Annotated in this window: 3 protein-coding genes; all 3 read right to left on the bottom strand. The window is 73.3% G+C overall.

The genetic code is table 11. The annotated features are described in order from the left end of the window. Positions 1 to 173: 173 nt before the first annotated feature. The gene (locus tag C7M71_RS25715) at positions 174 to 926 is read right to left on the bottom strand and encodes a futalosine hydrolase (protein ID WP_175607746.1); all 753 of its coding nucleotides are present in this window, start codon (positions 924 to 926) and stop codon (positions 174 to 176) included. Beyond that, on the bottom strand, positions 923 to 1990 hold the full coding sequence (locus tag C7M71_RS25710; RefSeq protein ID WP_111491767.1) for a glucose-1-phosphate thymidylyltransferase: 1068 nt from the start codon (positions 1988 to 1990) through the stop codon (positions 923 to 925). The genes C7M71_RS25715 and C7M71_RS25710 overlap by 4 nt, the downstream gene beginning before the upstream one ends. A gap of 266 nt (positions 1991 to 2256) precedes the next feature. Further along, on the bottom strand, positions 2257 to 17070 hold the full coding sequence (locus C7M71_RS25705; protein WP_114914565.1) for a type I polyketide synthase: 14814 nt from the start codon (positions 17068 to 17070) through the stop codon (positions 2257 to 2259). Positions 17071 to 17104: the final 34 nt, after the last annotated feature.

The following is a 17104-nucleotide window of genomic DNA, read 5'->3' as shown; positions in this document are numbered from 1 at the left end:
CGGAACTGCTGGACTGCCTGGCTCGCGCCGCGCCGAGCTGGTGGGGGACGGTGCCGTGCACTCCGAGTCGTCCCACTCCGACAGCATGTCCCGAAGGCGGCCGTGGATGAGTGCCCTGGCCTCGTTCTCTGGGGAAACCCTTGGAATCACCGCTCCGAGCAGGGCAGTCTCCGTCAGCGGGGGTCCGACGCCCGGCCGCCCGCCCGGCCCTCGGGGCGGTCTTCCGGGCGCTCCAGAGCGTCCAGGCAGGCGCCGTCCCGCAGCTCGGCGAAGGCCGCCGTCAGTGCCGTCAGCGCGTCGCCGATCCGCCAGGCGGCTCGGTCGCGGGGGCCGACCGCATTGGAGACCGCACGGATCTCCAGTACGGGCACACCGTGGGCGGCGGCGGCCTCGGCCACGCCGAAGCCCTCCATCGCCTCGGCTGCGGCTCCGGGGTGGCGGGTGGACAGCTCCCGGGCCCGGGCGGCACTGCCGGTGGCGGTGGACACGGTCAGGACCGGCCCCCGTACGGCGCCCAGCGCCCGGGCCACCGCCGCACAGAGCGGCTGCGGCGGCCGGTGCACCGATCGGCCGAAGCCGAGCGTCTCGACCGGCAGGAAGCCCTCGGCGGACTCGGCGCCCAGATCCGCGGCGACGATCGCGTCGGCGACCACCAGGGAACCCACGGGGGCGAGCGGCAGGAACCCGCCGCCGATGCCTGCCGTGATCACCAGGTCGTAGGGGTCGTTCCGCAGCCCGGCCGCCGTCAGCTCGGTGGCGGCCCCCGCCGCCGCTGCGGCCGGGCCGACGCCGGCCGCCAGCAGGTCGGCGCGGAGCGGTCCGGCGTCAAGGCTGCTGTCGGTGCCGCCGAGCCCCTTTGCGATGGCGTCCCGTTCGGCCGCCACGGCGGTCACCACCAGCAGTCGGATGGTCCGCGTCGCCGTCATGAGGAGATCTGGACCTGTCCGTGGTCGCCGATGATGAGCCGGTGGGTGGCGGGCACCCGGGGGGCCAGGGTCACCCGGACGTTGCGTCCGACGAGCGACGCCTCGACTCTGCGGATGGAGTCGAACGACGAGTCCCGCAGCACGATGGAGAACTCGATCTCGCTGTTTCTGATCCGGCAGTTCTCCGCGAGGGAGGTGGACGGGCCGATGTAGGAGTCGACCACGACGCTGCCGGCGCCGATGATGACCGGGCCGACGATGCGTGAGCCGCGGACCTCCGCCCCGGCCGCTATCCGGACCCGGCCGATGATCTCGCTCTCGCCGTCGACAAAGCCCTCGATCCGGGTCTCCAGGCCCTCCAGCAGCGTGCGGTTGACCTCCAGCAGGTCGGTGACGTTGCCGGTGTCCTTCCAGTAGCCGGAGATCACCGTGGAGCGCACATCGAGCCGCCGGTCGACCATCCGCTGAATGGCGTCGGTGATCTCCAACTCGCCGCGCCGGGAGGGGGCGATGGCGCGGACCGCCTCATGGATGGCGGGGGTGAACAGGTAGACGCCCGCCACCGCCAGATCGCTGCTGGGGCGCTCCGGCTTCTCCTCCAGCCCGGTGATGCGGCCCTGCTCGTCGACGACCGCGACCCCGAAGGCGGTGGGGTTGGGCACCCGGGTGAGCAGCAGTTGGGCGTCCGGCCGCTCCTTGCGGAACTGGTCGACCACATCGCTGATGCCGTCGAAGACGAAGTTGTCGCCGAGGTACATCACAAAGTCGTCGTCGCCGAGGAAGTCCCGGGCGATGAGCACGGCGTGGGCGAGTCCCAGCGGCGCGCTCTGCGGAATGTAGGTGACCTCCAGGCCGAAGTCGGAGCCGTCGCCGACCGCCTGCTCGATCTCCTTGGCGGTGTGGCCGACGATGACGCCGACCTCGATGATTCCGGCCTCGGCGATGGCTTCGAGGCCGTAGAAGAGGATCGGTTTGTTGGCGACCGGCACCAGTTGCTTGCTGGACGTGTGGGTGATGGGCCGCAGGCGCGTACCCGATCCTCCCGCGAGCACGAGAGCCTTCACGTTTCCATCCAGGGGACGAGGGTTGTCGGTTGGCGGTGGACGACGGTCCACTGCGACTGCGCGGACCGGGCAGAGCCGCCCCGCCGCCCGCCCGTCTGCTGCCCGGTCCGCCCTCGGCGTCCGGCAGGCCCGGTACCCATCGTGCTGGGTCGGCGGCCCGCTGCCGAGCAGCGCCGGGAGGGTCTGGGGAATCGCTCAGACAATGGGGTGCGGTGCGGGCGGGCCGGTCGCCGAGGCCCCCGGTCCGCCCGCACCGCGGCGGGTGCTCAGGAGCCCCCGAGTTCGTTCTCGATGAAGTCGAACAGCTCGTCGTCCGACGCCTCGTCCAGGCGGCTCTCCACGGCCGCGTCCTCGGGCGCCGCGCTGCCGTCCAGCTTGGCGAGCAGCCGCTGCAACCGCTCTCGCAGCCCCTCCTGGACCCGGGGGTCGGCCACCGGTCCGGTGAACTCGGCCTCCCAGGCGTCGAGTTGACCGAGCAGCGCCTCCGGGTCCTGCGGCCGGGCCGCCGCCACCGGTGGGGCCAGCTTCTCCAGCAGATGCCCGGCCAGTGCGGTGGGCGCCGGGTAGTCGAAGAGCAGCGTGGCCGGCAGCCGGACCCCGGTGGCGGAACCCAGCCGGTTGCGCAGTTCGACGGCGGTCAGCGAGTCGAAGCCCGACTCCAGGAAGCCGCGCTCCGGGTCGACCGCGTCGGCCGAGGCATGGCCCAGGACGAGGGCGGCCTGCCCCAGCACCGTGTCCAGCACCGTCCGCAACCGCTGCTCGGCCGGCAGCCCGGCCAGGCGCTCGCCCAGGCCGCCGCTCTGTGGCCCCTGCTCCGCCCCGGGCTGCTGCCCGTTGCGTCCGGGCAGCGACCGGCCGGCCGGTGCGACGCGCGGCGCCCGGACCGGTACCAGGGTGCGCAGCAGATGCGGGACCGAGCCGTCGGCGGCCCGCAGCGCCCCCGTGTCCAGCTTGGCCGGGACCAGCAGCGGCTCGTCCCCGGCCAGGGCGGTGTCGAGCAGCGCCAGGGCCTCGGCGGAGTCCATCGGCCGTACTCCGCCCCGGGCCAGCCGGTGCAGGTCGGCCTCGCCGAGCTTGCCGGTCATCCCGCTGCGTTCGGCCCAGAGGCCCCAGGCCAGCGACACCGCCGGGCGTCCGGCGGCGTGCCGGTGGTGGGCGAAGGCGTCCAGGAAGGCGTTGGCCGCCGCATAGTTGCCCTGGCCGACGCCGCCGAAGGTCCCGGCGAGCGAGGAGAAGACCACAAACGCGGAGAGGTCCAGGTCCCGGGTCAGCTCGTCCAGGGTGAGTACGGCGTCGGCCTTGGCGCGCAGCACCGGGTCCAGCCGCTCCGGGGTCAGCGCGTCGAAGACGCCGTCGTCCAGCACTCCGGCGGTGTGCACCACAGCGGTGAGCGGGCGGTCGGCGGGGATGGCGTCGATCAGCCGGGCGACGGCGTCGCGGTCGGCGGCGTCGCAGGCGGCGAGTTCGACATCGGCGCCGTGGCCGCGCAGTTCGTCGCGCAGTTCCGGCATGCCCTCGGCGGCGGCGCCGCGCCGTCCGGCGAGTACCAGGGACCGTGCGCCGTGCCGGGTGACCAGGTGGCGGGCGACCAGGCGGCCGAGCATGCCGCTCGCGCCGGTCACCAGGACCGTGCCCCGGCCGTCGAACCCGGGGAGCGGGCCGGCGGGGGTGGTCCGGGCGCGGACCAGCCGGGGTGCGGTGGCGGCGCCGTTGCGCAGGGCGACCTCGGGTTCGCCGGTCGCCGTGGCGGCGGGTAGGGCGCGCAGCGACTCGGCGGAGCCGTCGTGGTCGAGCAGGGCGAACCGGCCGGGGTTCTCCGCCTTGGCGGTGCGGATCAGGCCCCAGACGGCGGCCTGCGGCAGGTTGATGCCGGGGCTGGTGTCGGCGTCGCCGGAGGCGGTGGCGGTGCCGGTGGCCACGGCGTGCCGGGTGCAGAGGACCAGCCGCGCGTCGGCGAACCGGTCGTCGGCCAGCCAGGACTGCGCCAGTTCCAGTGCCCGGTGGGTCGCCCGCCGGGTCGCCTCGGCGATGTCGGCCACATCGTCCCCGGGAAGGTGCGCCAGCACCGTGGCGGGTACGGATGTGCCCGCGTCGACGGCGGCGCGGAGTGCGGCCAGGTCGGCGTATCCGGCCGGGTCGCCGAGCACGGCGACGGGGGCGTCGGTACGGCCGGGGAGGGCGAGCGGCGTCCACTGGACCCGGTAGAGCGCGCTGGGTCCGGCTCCGGCTGCGGCCAGTCGGCCGGAGTCCACCGGCCGCAGCACCAGGGTGGAGATCGCGGCGACCGGCGTACCGGAGTCGTCGGCGACCCGTACCGAGAAGGCGTCCGGCCCCTGCGGTGTCAGCCGTACCCGCAGTGCGGCCGGGCCTGCGGCCGTCACCGAGACACCGCCGAAGCTGAACGGCACCACGGTCCGGTCGGCGCCGGGTGCGGCCAGGGCGACCGTGTGCAGCGCCGCGTCCAGCAGCGCCGGGTGCAGGGTGAAGTCCGCCGCGTCCGGCTGGAACTCCTCGTCCAGGGCGACCTCGGCGAAGACCTCGTCACCGTCGCGCCAGGCGGCCCGCAGGCCACGGAACGCCGGTCCATAGGCGAATCCGTTCTCCGCGATCCGCTCGTAGAGCGAGGACACCTCGACCGGGTGCGCTCCCGGCGGCGGCCAGGCGGCCGGGTCTCCGCCGTCGCCGTCGCCGCCGTCCGACGCGGGTGCGGGTGCGGGTGCGGGCGCGGGTGCGGGTGCCAGGGTGCCGCTGGCGTGCCGGGTCCACGGCAGGTCGCCGCCGTCGTCCTCGGCGGTCGGCCGGGAGTGGACGGTCAGGGTGCGGCTGCCGGAGTCGTCGGCACCGCCGACGGCGAGCTGCAACTGCACCGTGCCGCCGTCGGGCAGGACCAGCGGGGCCTCCAGGGCCAGTTCCTCGACCTGGCCCGCGCCGACCCGCTCGCACGCCTGGAGGGCGAGTTCCAGGAACGCGGTGCCCGGGAGCAGCACCCGGCCGTCCAGGGCGTGGTCGGCCAGCCACGGGTGCCGGTCGGTGGAGAGCAGGCCGGTGAAGAGCGCTCCGTCGGAACCGGCCAGCGGGACGGTGGCGGCGAGCAGCGGATGCCCTGCCGCCTCAAGTCCGGCGGACGAGACGTCCTCCGGCTCCCCGGTGGCCTCCAGCCAGTACCGCTGGTGCTGGAAGGCATAGGTGGGCAGCTCCGCCGTCCGCGCGCCGAGCGGCGCGAAGTAGCGTGCCCACTGCGGCCCGTGGCCGCGCAGATGCAGCTGGGCCAGCGCGGTGGTGAGGGCGTCGCCCTCCTCGGTGTCGCGGCGCAGCAGCGGGATCAGCGCCGGGTCGGCGCCGGTCAGGCAGTCGCCGGCCAGGGCGGTGAGGACGCCGTCGGGGCCGAGTTCGAGGAAGGTGGTGACGCCCTCCTGCTCCAGCACCCGGACGCCGTCGTGGAACCGCACCGCCTCCCGCACCTGCCGCACCCAGTACTGCGGGTCGCACAGCTCGTCGGCGGTGGCGGGCCGGCCGGTGACGTTGGAGACCACGGTCAGCCGGGGCTCGTGGTACTGCAACTCGGCTGCCAGGGCGCCGAACTCCTCCAGCATCGCCTCCATGTGCGGCGAGTGGAAGGCGTGGCTGACCCGCAGCCGCCGGGTCTTGCGCCCCTCGGCCGAGAGCCGGTCGGCAATCGCGGTGACCGCGTCCTCGTCACCGGAGATCACGGTGGCGGTCGGGCCGTTGAGCGCGGCGATACTCACCTCGGCCTCGCGGCCCGCCAGCAGCGGCAGCAGCTCCTCCTCGGACGCCTGGACGGCGACCATGGCTCCTCGGCCGGGCAGTGCCTGCATCAGGCGTCCCCGGGCGGCGACCAGCCGGCAGGCGTCCTCCAGCGACAGCACCCCGGCGACATGGGCGGCGGCCAGCTCACCGATCGAGTGGCCCAGCAGGAAGTCCGGGCGCACGCCCAGGCCCTCCAGCAGCCGGAAGAGCGCGACCTCCAGGGCGAACAGGCCGACCTGGGTGTATGCGGTCCTGTCCAGCAGCGCCGCCTCGGGGGTACCGGCCTCGGCGAAGAGGACCTGGCGCAGCGGACGTTCCAGATGGGTGTCCATGTGTGCGCAGACCGCGTCCAGCGCGTCGGCGAAGTCCTCGCTTGTGGCGTACAGCCGCCGTCCGACCTCGGGCCGCTGCGAGCCCTGGCCGGTGAAGAGGAACGCCACCTTGCCGGGGCGGCTGCGGCCGACGGCCAGTCGGGGGTGGTCACGGCCCTCGGCGAGCGCGGTGAGCGCGTCGACCAGGGACTCCCGGTCCGTGCCGACGACCGCTGCCCGGTCCTCGAAGCTCGCGCGGGTGGTGGCCAGCGACAGCGCGATGTCGGCCGCGCGGAGGCCGGGGTCGGCGGTGACCTGGGCCAGCAGCCGCTCCGCCTGCTCGCGCAGGGCGGCCTTGCCGCGTGCGGAGAGCAGCCAGGGGACGGGCTGCCGTCGTTCGGGCCGGGCCTCGGGGGTGGGCTCGGGGGTGGGCTCGGTCTGGCGCTCCGGCTCCTCCAGGATCAGATGCGCATTGGTGCCGCTGATACCGAAGGCGGAGACACCCGCCCGGCGGGGGCCGTCCCCGGGAGTCCAGTCGCGCCGCTCGTCCAGCAGCCGTACGGCGCCCGCCGACCAGTCGATGTGCGGCGACGGGTTCTCCGCGTGCAGGGTCTTGGGCAGCACCCCGTGACGCATCGCCATCACCATCTTGATCACACCGGCGACACCCGAAGCCGCCTGGGTGTGCCCGAGGTTGGACTTCAGCGCGCCCAGCCAGAGCGGGCGGTCGGCGGGCCGGTCCTGGCCGTAGACCGCGATCAGCGCCTGCGCCTCGATCGGGTCGCCCAGCGGGGTGCCGGTACCGTGCGCCTCCACCGCGTCCACCTCGGACGGGGTCAGCCCGGCGCCCGCCAGGGCCTGCCGGATCACCCGCTGCTGCGACGGGCCGTTGGGAGCGGTGAGGCCGTTGGAGGCGCCGTCCTGGTTGACCGCCGAGCCCTTGACGACCGCGAGTACGGTGTGCCCGTTGCGGCGCGCGTCCGACAGCCGCTCCAGCAGCACCAGGCCGACGCCCTCGGCCCAGCCGGCACCGTCGGCGTCCGCCGAGAACGCCTTGCAGCGGCCGTCGGGGGCGAGGGCCCGCTGCCGGCTGAACTCGATGAAGGTGTCCGGCGTGGAGATCACCGTGACACCGCCGGCCAGCGCCAGCGAGCATTCACCGGACCGCAGCGCCTGCGCCGCCAGGTGCAGCGCCACCAGCGACGACGAGCAGGCCGTGTCCACCGTCACCGCAGGCCCCTCCAGGCCGAAGGTGTAGGCGATCCGCCCCGAGGCGACGCTGCTCGCGCTGCCCGTGGCCAGATACCCCTCAAGGCCCTCCGGTGCCCGTCGCGCCCGCGAGCCGTAGTCGTTGTAGTTGGACCCGACGAACACCCCGGCCTGCGTTCCGCGCACCGTCGCCGGGTCGATCCCGGCCCGCTCGAACGCCTCCCAGGAGGTCTCCAGCAGCAGCCGGTGCTGCGGGTCGATGGCCAGCGCCTCACGCGGGCTGATCCCGAAGAACGCCGGGTCGAAGTGGTCCGCGTCGTAGAGGAACCCGCCGTCGCGCGCATAGAAGCGGCCCGCCTTGTCCGGGTCCGGGTCGTAGAGCCGCTCCACATCCCAGCCACGGTTCTCCGGGAAGGCGGAGATGGCATCCGTACCGTCCGCCACCAGCCGCCACAGGTCCTCCGGCGAACGCACCCCGCCCGGGAACCGGCAGCCCATCCCCACGATCACCACCGGATCGTCGTCCACCGCGACCACCGGGACCGGCGCCGCACCGGCGGCCCGGTCCGCCGTACGGAAGAGCTCGTCATGCAGGAACGCCGCCAGCACCGACGCGCTGGGGTGGTCGAACACCAGGGTCACCGGCAGCCGCAGCCCCGTCGCCTCGGCCAGCCGGTTGCGCAGCTCGACGGCGGTCAGCGAGTCGAAGCCCAGCTCACGGAAGGCCCGGCCGTCCGGCACGGCGTCCGAGGTGTCATGGCCGAGCACCGCAGCGGCGTACGTCCGCACCTCCTCCCGCAGCGCCGCCCTGCGGTCACCCGGCGCCAGGCCCGCGAGCCGCCGCACCAGCGGCGGGCCGTCCTGCCCGGCGGCCTCCTTGGCCGCGCCGGCATTGGCCGACTGCACCTCCGGGAACTCCCGCAGCGCCGCCACAGCGCGGGCGGCGGCCACCTTCCAGTTGACATCGGCCACGATCAGGAACGTCTCGCCCTGGTCCAGGGCGCCCTGGAGGGCGGAGAGCGCCAACTCCGGGGCCATCGGCGGCACACCGTCACGGCGCAGCCGCTGCCCCATCCGCTCATCGACCAGCCCGCCGCCCGCCCAGGCACCCCAGGCGATGGACGTCGCCGGCAGCCCGTCGGCCCGGCGCTGCTGCGCCAGGGCGTCCAGGAAGGCGTTGGCCGCCGCGTAGCTGCCCTGCCCCGGGCCGCCGAGCGTCCCGGCCATCGAGGAGAAGAGCACAAACGCCGAGAGGTCCAGATGGCGGGTCGCCTCGTGCAGCGCCTGCGCCGCATCGACCTTGGGCCGCAGCACACCCGCCGCGCGCTCAGGGGTCAGCGCGTCGATCACACCGTCGTCGATCACACCTGCGGTGTGCACCACCGCCGTCAGCGGCAGCCCGCCCGGCAGCTCGTCGACCAACCGGCGCACCGCCTCCCGGTCGGAGACGTCGCAGGCGACGACGGTCGCCGGAGTACCCAACTCGGCCAGCTCCGCGACCAGCTCCCCGGCCCCGGGGGCGTCCGCGCCCCGGCGGCTGACCAGCACCAGATGCTCAGCGCCACGGCGGGCCAGCCAGCGGGCGACATGGCCGCCCAGCGCGCCGGTCCCGCCGGTCACCAGGACACTGCCGCTCGGCACCCACCCGTCACCGACCGGCCGCCCAGCCCCGGCCCGCAGCAGCCTGCGGGCGAAGAGCCCCGACGGGCGCAGCGCCACATGGTCCTCGCCGAGCCGGCCGGACAGGACCGTGGCAAGCCGCCGCGCGGCGCGCTCGTCCAGCGCCTCGGGCAGGTCGAGCAGACCGCCCCAGCGCTGCGGGTACTCCAAGGCGGCGATCCGCCCGAGGCCCCACGCCATCGCCTGTACGGGATGGTCCAGCAGGTCCGAGCGGTTGACCGAGACCGCACCCCGGGTCGCGCACCACAGCGGAGCATCCACCCCGGCGTCGCCGAGCGCCTGGAGAAGCGCGGTCGTCAGCACCATGCCGGCGGGCAGCGCGGACTGCGGAGTCCACGGCCGCTCGTCCAGCGCCAGCAGGGACAGCACCCCCGCGAACGGTTCCCCGCCACCGCCGGGCACCGCCCGCAGCCGGTCGGCGAGCCACGCCCGGTCGGCGTCCTCCGGTCCGACGGCGATCACCCGGGTCTGCGCAGCCGCCGACTCCAGGGCCCGCAGGGTGGCCTGGACCAGGTCGTCGTCCTCATGGCTCACCGGGACGACGACCAGCCAGGTGCCGTCGAGTTCGGTCCGGGGCGGCTCGGGCTGGGGGCGCCAGGCGATCGTGTACCGCCAACTGTCGACCGTGTCACGCTGCTTGCGGTTCCTGCGCCACACGGAGAGCGCGGGCAGCACATCGCGCAGCGACTCGCGGACGTCGGTCTGCAAGGTGTCCGCGAGGGAGTCCACGTCCTCGCGCTCGACGGTCTCCCAGAACCGCGCATCCACCGGATCGGCCGCCGTCGAAGGCCGCGTCGGCTCCAGCCAGTACCGCTGACGCTGGAAGGCATACGTCGGCAACTCCACCCTGCGCGGCTCAAGCCCAGCAAACGCCGGAGCCCAATCCACCGCCACGCCACGGACCCACAGCTCGCCCAGCGACGCGTAGAACCGCTCCGGACCACCCTCACCACGGCGCAACGTCCCCGTCACCACCACCTCGGCGTCGGCGGCCTCGGCGGTCTCCTGCACCGGCATCGTCAGCACCGGATGCGGACTCACCTCCACAAACACCCGATGGCCCTCACCCAGCAGCGAGCGCATCGCTGGTTCGAGCTGCACCGTCTGCCGCAGATTGGTGTACCAGTACTCCGCGTCCAGGCCGGAGGTGTCCAGCCACTCCCCCGTCACCGTGGAGAAGAACGGCACCCCACCGGACGTCGGCGCGATCGGTGCCAGGACCTCCGCCAACTCCTCGCGGATCGCCTCCACATGGGCCGAATGCGACGCGTAGTCCACCTCGATCCGCCGCGCCCGGATCTCCCGGCCCTCACACAGCGCCATCAGCTCATCCAGCGCATCGGCGTCACCGGAGACCACCACCGACGACGGCCCGTTCACCGCCGCCACCGACACCCGACCCGCAAACCCACCCAGCAACTCATCAACCTGGACCCGGGGCAGCGCCACCGACACCATGCCCCCGCGTCCGGCCAGCGCCACAATCGCCCGGCTCCGCAACGCCACCACCCGCGCGCCATCCGCCAGACTCAGACCCCCCGCGACCACAGCCGCAGCGATCTCCCCCTGCGAATGCCCCACCACAGCCGCAGGCACCACCCCGAACGACCGCCACAGCTCGGCCAGCGACACCATCACCGCCCACAGCACCGGCTGCACCACATCCACCCGGTCCAACCCAGGCGCACCCTCAACCCCACGCAACACATCCGCCAGCGACCAATCCACAAAAGGCGCCAACGCCCCCTCACACGCCGCAACCCGCGCAGCAAACACCGGCGAGGCATCCAACAACCCCACCGCCATCCCCACCCACTGCGCCCCCTGACCCGGAAAAACAAACACCGGCCCACGCCCAACATCGGCAGCCGAACCCTCAGCCACCACCCCCGCCCCCACCACAACCGCCCGATGCTCAAACACCGACCGCGACCGCAGCAACGACCAACCCACATCCACCGGCGAACCAGCCACCAACCCCAGCCGCTCCACCTGCCCCCGCAACGCCTCACCCGACCGCGCCGACACCACCCACGGCACCACCACACCATCAGCCGAATCCGAAGGCTCCAACTCCCCCACGGCCTCCACCGGCTCGGCCTGCTCGATGATCACGTGCGCATTCGTCCCACTCACCCCGAACGACGACACCCCCGCCCGCCGAGGCCGCCCGTACTCCTCCCACGGCCTGGCCTCCGACAGCAACTCCACCGCACCCGACGACCAGTCCACATGCGACGACGGCTCATCCACATGCAACGTCGCCGGCAGCACCCCATGCCGCATCGCCAGCACCATCTTCATCACACCAGCCACACCCGACGCAGCCTGCGCATGCCCGATGTTCGACTTCACCGACCCCAACCACAACGGACGCCCCGCATCCCGCCCCCGCCCATACGTGGCCAGCAACGCCTCCGCCTCGATCGGATCACCCAGCGTCGTCCCCGTACCATGCGCCTCCACCACATCCACATCAGCAGCCGACAACCCCGCACCCGCCAACGCAGCCCGAATCACCCGCTGCTGCGCCAACCCACTCGGCGCCGTCAACCCATTACTCGCACCGTCCTGATTGATCGCCGAACCCCGCACCACCGCCAACACCTCATGCCCAAGGCGCCGCGCATCCGACAACCGCTCCAACACCAGCACACCGACACCCTCGGCCATGCCCATGCCGTCGGCAGCCGCCGCGAACGCCTTGCACCGCCCGTCCCAGGCGAGTCCGCGCTGCCGACTGAAACCGACCAGTCCGATCGGTTCGGCCATCACCGCCGCGCCGCCGGCGAGCGCCAGCGAGCATTCGCCGGACCGCAGCGCCTGCACCGCCAGATGCATCGCCACCAACGACGACGAGCAGCCCGTGTCCAGGGTCACCGCCGGCCCTTCCAGGCCGAGCGTGTAGGAGATCCGGCCGGAGGCGATGCTGGTCACCGTGCCGGTGATCAGGTGTCCTTCCAGTCCCTCGGGGGCCTCCAGCCCACTGCCGTAGCCCTGGTAGGCGGCGCCCACGAAGACGCCGGTCCGGCTGCCGTGCAGGCTCCTCGGGTCGATACCGGCCCGCTCCACCGCCTCCCACGAGGTCTCCAGCAGCAACCGCTGCTGCGGATCCATCGCCAGTGCCTCACGCGGCGAGATCCCGAAGAACCCGGCGTCGAAGTCACCGGCCGAGTCGAGGAAGCCGCCCTCCCGGGCGTAGGTGGTCCCCGCCCGGTCCGGGTCCGGGTCGTAGAGGCTCTCCAGGTCCCAGCCCCGGTCGGCCGGGAGCCCCGACACCGCGTCGACCTCGTCCCGTACCAGCCGCCACAGGTCCTCCGGCGACTGCACGCCGCCGGGGAAGCGGCACCCCATCGAGACGATCGCGATCGGCTCGTCGTCCGAGCGGGCGATGACGACGGCGGGTGCGAGCGGTGCCGCGTCCTCGTCCACCAGGTGGGTGCGGAGGTGTCCGGCCAGTTCCTTCACGTTCGGGTAGTCGAAGACGACGGTGGCGGGCAGCTTGAGGCCGGTGGCCGCGTTGAGGCGGTTGCGCAGTTCGACGGCGGTGAGGGAGTCGAAGCCCAGCTCACGGAAGGCCCGGCCGAGCGCGATGTCGCTGCTCTCCGCGTAGCCCAGCACGCTCGCCACCTGCCCGCGCACCAGGTCGGACAGCCTGCGCTCCCGCTCGGCCGCCGGCAGTCCGGCGAGTTCGGTGCGGAGCGTGGCGGACACATCGACGGCGGTGTCCGCGACGGCCCGGTCGGCTTCGAGCGCCCGTGCCACCTCCGGTACCTCATGCAGCAGCGGTCGCGGGTGCGCGGCCGTGAAGACCGGGACAAAGCGCTCCCAGTCGATGTCGGCCACCGCGAGAAACGTCTCGTCGTGGTCGAGTGCCTGCTGCAACCCGGCCACCGCCAACTGCGGGTCCATAAAGGGGATGCCGCGCCAGCGCAGTTGCTCCTGCACCACGTCGACGGCCATTCCGCCGCCCTCGGGGCTCCAGATCCCCCAGGCGATCGAGGTACCGGTCAGCCCCCGGGTACGGCGGTTCTCGGCCAGGGCGTCGACAAACGCATTGGACGCGGCGTACGCGCCGTGGTCACCGCTGCCCCACGTTCCGGCGACCGAGGAGTACAGCACAAAGGCGTCCAGCCCGTCGCGGTCGAAGAGCGCGTCCAGGTTCTCGGCGCCCAGCTGCTTGGCGCGGGCGCCCTCGGCGAAGTCCTCCAGGGAGGTGTCGGCGAGCGGGACCAGCAGGCCGACGCCAGCCGTGTGCACCACCGTACGGAACGCCGGGCCCTCGGCTTCGACCCGCTCGACCAGCCCGGCCAGTTCCTCGCGGTCGGTCACATCGCAGGCGGCGATGGTCACCCGCACGCCCATGGCCGCGAGTTCGTCGCGGAGTTCGGCGGCGCCGGGCGCGTCGGGGCCGCGCCTGCTGGTGAGTACCAGGTGCTCGGCGCCATTGCGGGCCAGCAGGCGGGCGGTGTGCGCGCCCAGCCCTCCGGTACCGCCGGTGACCAGCGCGCTGCCGCTGGTACGCCAGGGCGCTGCGCTCGTCCGGCCGCTCAGCGGAGCGCGGACCAGCCGGCGGATGAAGAGGCCCGAGTCGCGGATCGCCAGCTGGTCCTCGTCGCTGTCCGCAGCGAGCACTGCGGACAGCGTGGCGGCGCTGCGGTCGTCCAGCAGGCCGGGGAGATCGATGAGCCCGCCCCACAGCTTGGGGTGCTCCAGCGCGAAGACCCGCCCAAAGCCCCAGATCGCGGCCTGGAGCGGGTGGCGCACCGCATCGTCCGAAGCACCGGTCGCGGCGGACTCGGTGGTGGCCAGCCAGAGCGGCACCTCGGATGCGGCGTCGACCAGGGCCTGGGCCAGGGCGACCGACTGGGCGAGCCCGGTCGTGACCCCGGGGTAGCCGGGCTGGGGCCGCTCATCGAGTGCGAGCAGGGAGAGGACTCCGCTGACAGCCGTCCACTCGTCCAGCCGCGCGCTCACCGCCCGGCGGTCGATCCCGTCCTCGCCCAGTGGGAGAAGGGCCGCGTCGGCGCCCGCGTCGCGGAGGCTCCGCAGTGCCGCCTGGACGAGGTCGGCGTCCTGGTGGCCCTCGGGGACGGCGACCAGCCAGGTGCCGTGGAGTTCGGCGCGGGGCGGCTCGGGCTGGGGGCGCCAGACGACCCGGTACCGCCAACCGTCCAGCGTGCTGCGCTGCTTGCGGCCCTTGCGCCACGTCGACAGCGCGGGCAGCACCTCACCCAGCGAACCGTCGTCATCCGCCAGGCCCAGCGTCGCCGCCAGACCCTCCAGGTCCTCACGCTCGACCGTGTCCCAGAACCGCGCGTCCACCGGATCGGCCGCCGCAGGCCGCCCAGACTCCAGCCAGTAGCGCTGCCGCTGGAAGGCATACGTGGGCAGCTCCACCCTGCGGGGACCATGGTCGGTGAACGCCGGGGTCCAGTCCACAGCCGCCCCGTGCACCCACAGCGCACCGAGCGAGGCATAGAACCGTTCCGGGCCACCCTCGCCACGGCGCAGCGTCCCGGTGACCACCGCCTCGGCCTCCACGGCCTCGACGGTCTCCTCGATCGGCACCGTCAGCACCGGATGCGGGCTCACCTCGACAAACGCCTCATGCCCCTCAGCCAGCAGGGCCCGCACCGCTGGCTCCAGGTGCACAGTCTGCCGCAGGTTGGTGTACCAGTACTCCGCGTCCAGGCCGGAGGTGTCCAGCCAGTCCCCGGTCACCGTCGAGAAGAACGGCACCCCACCGGACGTCGGCGCGATCGGTGCCAGGACCTCCGCCAACTTCTCGCGGATCGCCTCCACATGCGCCGAATGCGACGCATAGTCCACCTCGATCCGCCGAACCCGGACCTTCCGCTCCCGGGCGACCTCCATCAACTCATCCAGGGCATCGGCGTCACCGGAGACGACCACCGACGACGGCCCGTTCACCGCCGCCACCGACACCCGGCCATCCCACGGCCCGATCAGCTCATCGACCTTCGGCCGGGACAGCGCCACCGACACCATGCCCCCGCGCCCGGCCAGCGCCACAATCGCCCGACTGCGCAACGCCACCACCCGGGCACCATCCGCCAGACTCAGACCCCCCGCCACCACAGCCGCAGCGATCTCCCCCTGCGAATGCCCCACCACAGCCGCAGGCTCCACCCCGAACGAACGCCACAACTCGGCCAGCGACACCATCACCGCCCACAGCACCGGCTGCACCACATCCACCCGGTCCAACCCGGGCGCACCCTCAACCCCGCGCAGAACATCCGTCAGCGACCAATCCACAAACGGCGCCAACGCCGCCTCACACGCCGCAACCCGCGCAGCAAACACCGGCGAGGCATCCAACAACCCCACCGCCATCCCCACCCACTGCGCCCCCTGCCCCGGGAAGACGAAGACGACCTCGGCGCCCTCGCCCGGGTTCTCGGCGACACCCCGCACCACGCCCTTGGGCTTCTCCCCCCGGGCCACCGCCCGCAGCCCGGCAACCAGTTCCTCCGGGTCGGCCCCGACCACGACGGCGCGTTCCTCCAGGCCCGCCCGAGTCGTCGCCAGCGACCAGCCCACATCCACCGGGGAGAGCCCGCTGCCGTCCAGCGACGACGCCAACCGGTCCGCCTGCGCCTTCAACGCCTCTGCGGACCGCGCCGACACCACCCACGGCAGCGCACCCGGCGACCGGCCCTCAACCGCGCCGTCGCCTTCGGCCGCATCCCCGCCCTCCTCGGCCGGGGCCTGCTCCAGCAGTACATGCGCATTGGTGCCGCTCCCGCCGAAGGACGACACGGCCGCCCGCCGGGGCTGCCCGGTGTCGGGCCACTGCTGCGCCTCGGTGAGCAGCTTCACCGTCCCGGCGGACCAGTCGACGTGCGGCGACGGCTCTTCGGCGTGCAGCGTCTTCGGCATGACACCGTGCCGCAGCGACTCGACCACCTTGATCACGGCGGCGACACCCGAAGCGGCCTGGGCATGCCCGATGTTGGACTTCACCGACCCCAACCAGAGCGGACGCCCCTCCGCCCGCTCCTGCCCATAGGTGGCCAGCAGCGCCTGGGCCTCGATCGGGTCGCCGAGCGTGGTCCCCGTACCGTGCGCCTCCACCACATCCACATCGGCGGCCGACAGTCCGGCGCTGGCCAGCGCGGCACGGATCACCCGCTGCTGCGAGGGGCCGTTGGGCGCCGTCAGGCCGTTGCTCGCACCGTCCTGGTTGATCGCGGAGCCGCGCAGTACCGCCAGCACCTGATGCCCGTTGCGCCGCGCATCCGACAGTCGCTCCAGCAGGAGTACGCCGACGCCCTCGCCCCAGCCGGTTCCATCGGCCGCCGCGGCAAAGGGCTTGCACCGCCCGTCCGTGGCCAGGCCGCGCTGCCTGCTGAACTCCACGAAGTTGCGGGTGGAGGCCATCACCGTGGCGCCGCCGGCCAGTGCCATGGAGCACTCGCCGTGGCGCAGCGCCTGTATCGCCAGGTGCAGCGCCACCAGCGACGACGAGCACATGGTGTCGACGGTGACCGCCGGGCCTTCGAGGCCGAAGCTGTAGGCCAGCCGCCCCGACAAGACGGCCGCCGACCCACCGGTCAGCAGATGGCCCTCGACACCGTCCGGCGCGACGCTGCCGTCGACGGCATAGCCCTGGTTGCTCGACCCGATGAAGACGCCGGACTGGCTGCCGCGTACCGAGTCGGGGTCGATGCCCGCCCGCTCGAACACCTCCCATGTGGTCTCCAGCAGCAGCCGCTGCTGCGGGTCCATCGCCACGGCCTCGCGCGGCGAGATGCCGAAGAACGCGGCGTCGAACTCGGAGGCGTCGTACAGGAAGCCGCCCTCGCGCACATAGCTGGTCCCCGGTCGGTCGGGGTCCGGGTCGTACAGCGTGTCGAGGTTCCAACCGCGATCTGTCGGCATGTGCGCGATGGCGTCGGTGCCCTCGGCCACCAACTGCCACAGCTCCTCGGGAGTGCGTACGCCGCCGGGCATGCGGCACGCCATCGAGACGATCGCGATGGGCTCGTGCTCACGCGACTCGACCTCGGTCAACCGGCTGCGGGTCTGCCGCAGCTCGGTGGTGACCCGCTTGAGGTATTCGCGGAGCTTGTCCTCGTTGTCCATGGAAGCGTCAGCCCTTCGAGAAACGGGAAGTCTG

The sequence above is a fragment of the Peterkaempfera bronchialis genome (assembly GCF_003258605.2).
Lineage (GTDB): Bacteria > Actinomycetota > Actinomycetes > Streptomycetales > Streptomycetaceae > Peterkaempfera > Peterkaempfera bronchialis.
Note: the sequence above shows the minus strand (reverse complement) of the source record. Positions and strands in the feature narration are given on the sequence as shown.

What these genes read in the sequence shown, in the direction of transcription:
- C7M71_RS25705 (WP_114914565.1), bottom strand. Translation starts at nt 17,070, where the DNA reads ATGGACAACGAGGACAAGCTCCGCGAATACCTCAAGCGGGTCACCACC.
- C7M71_RS25715 (WP_175607746.1), bottom strand. Translation starts at nt 926, where the DNA reads ATGACGGCGACGCGGACCATCCGACTGCTGGTGGTGACCGCCGTGGCG.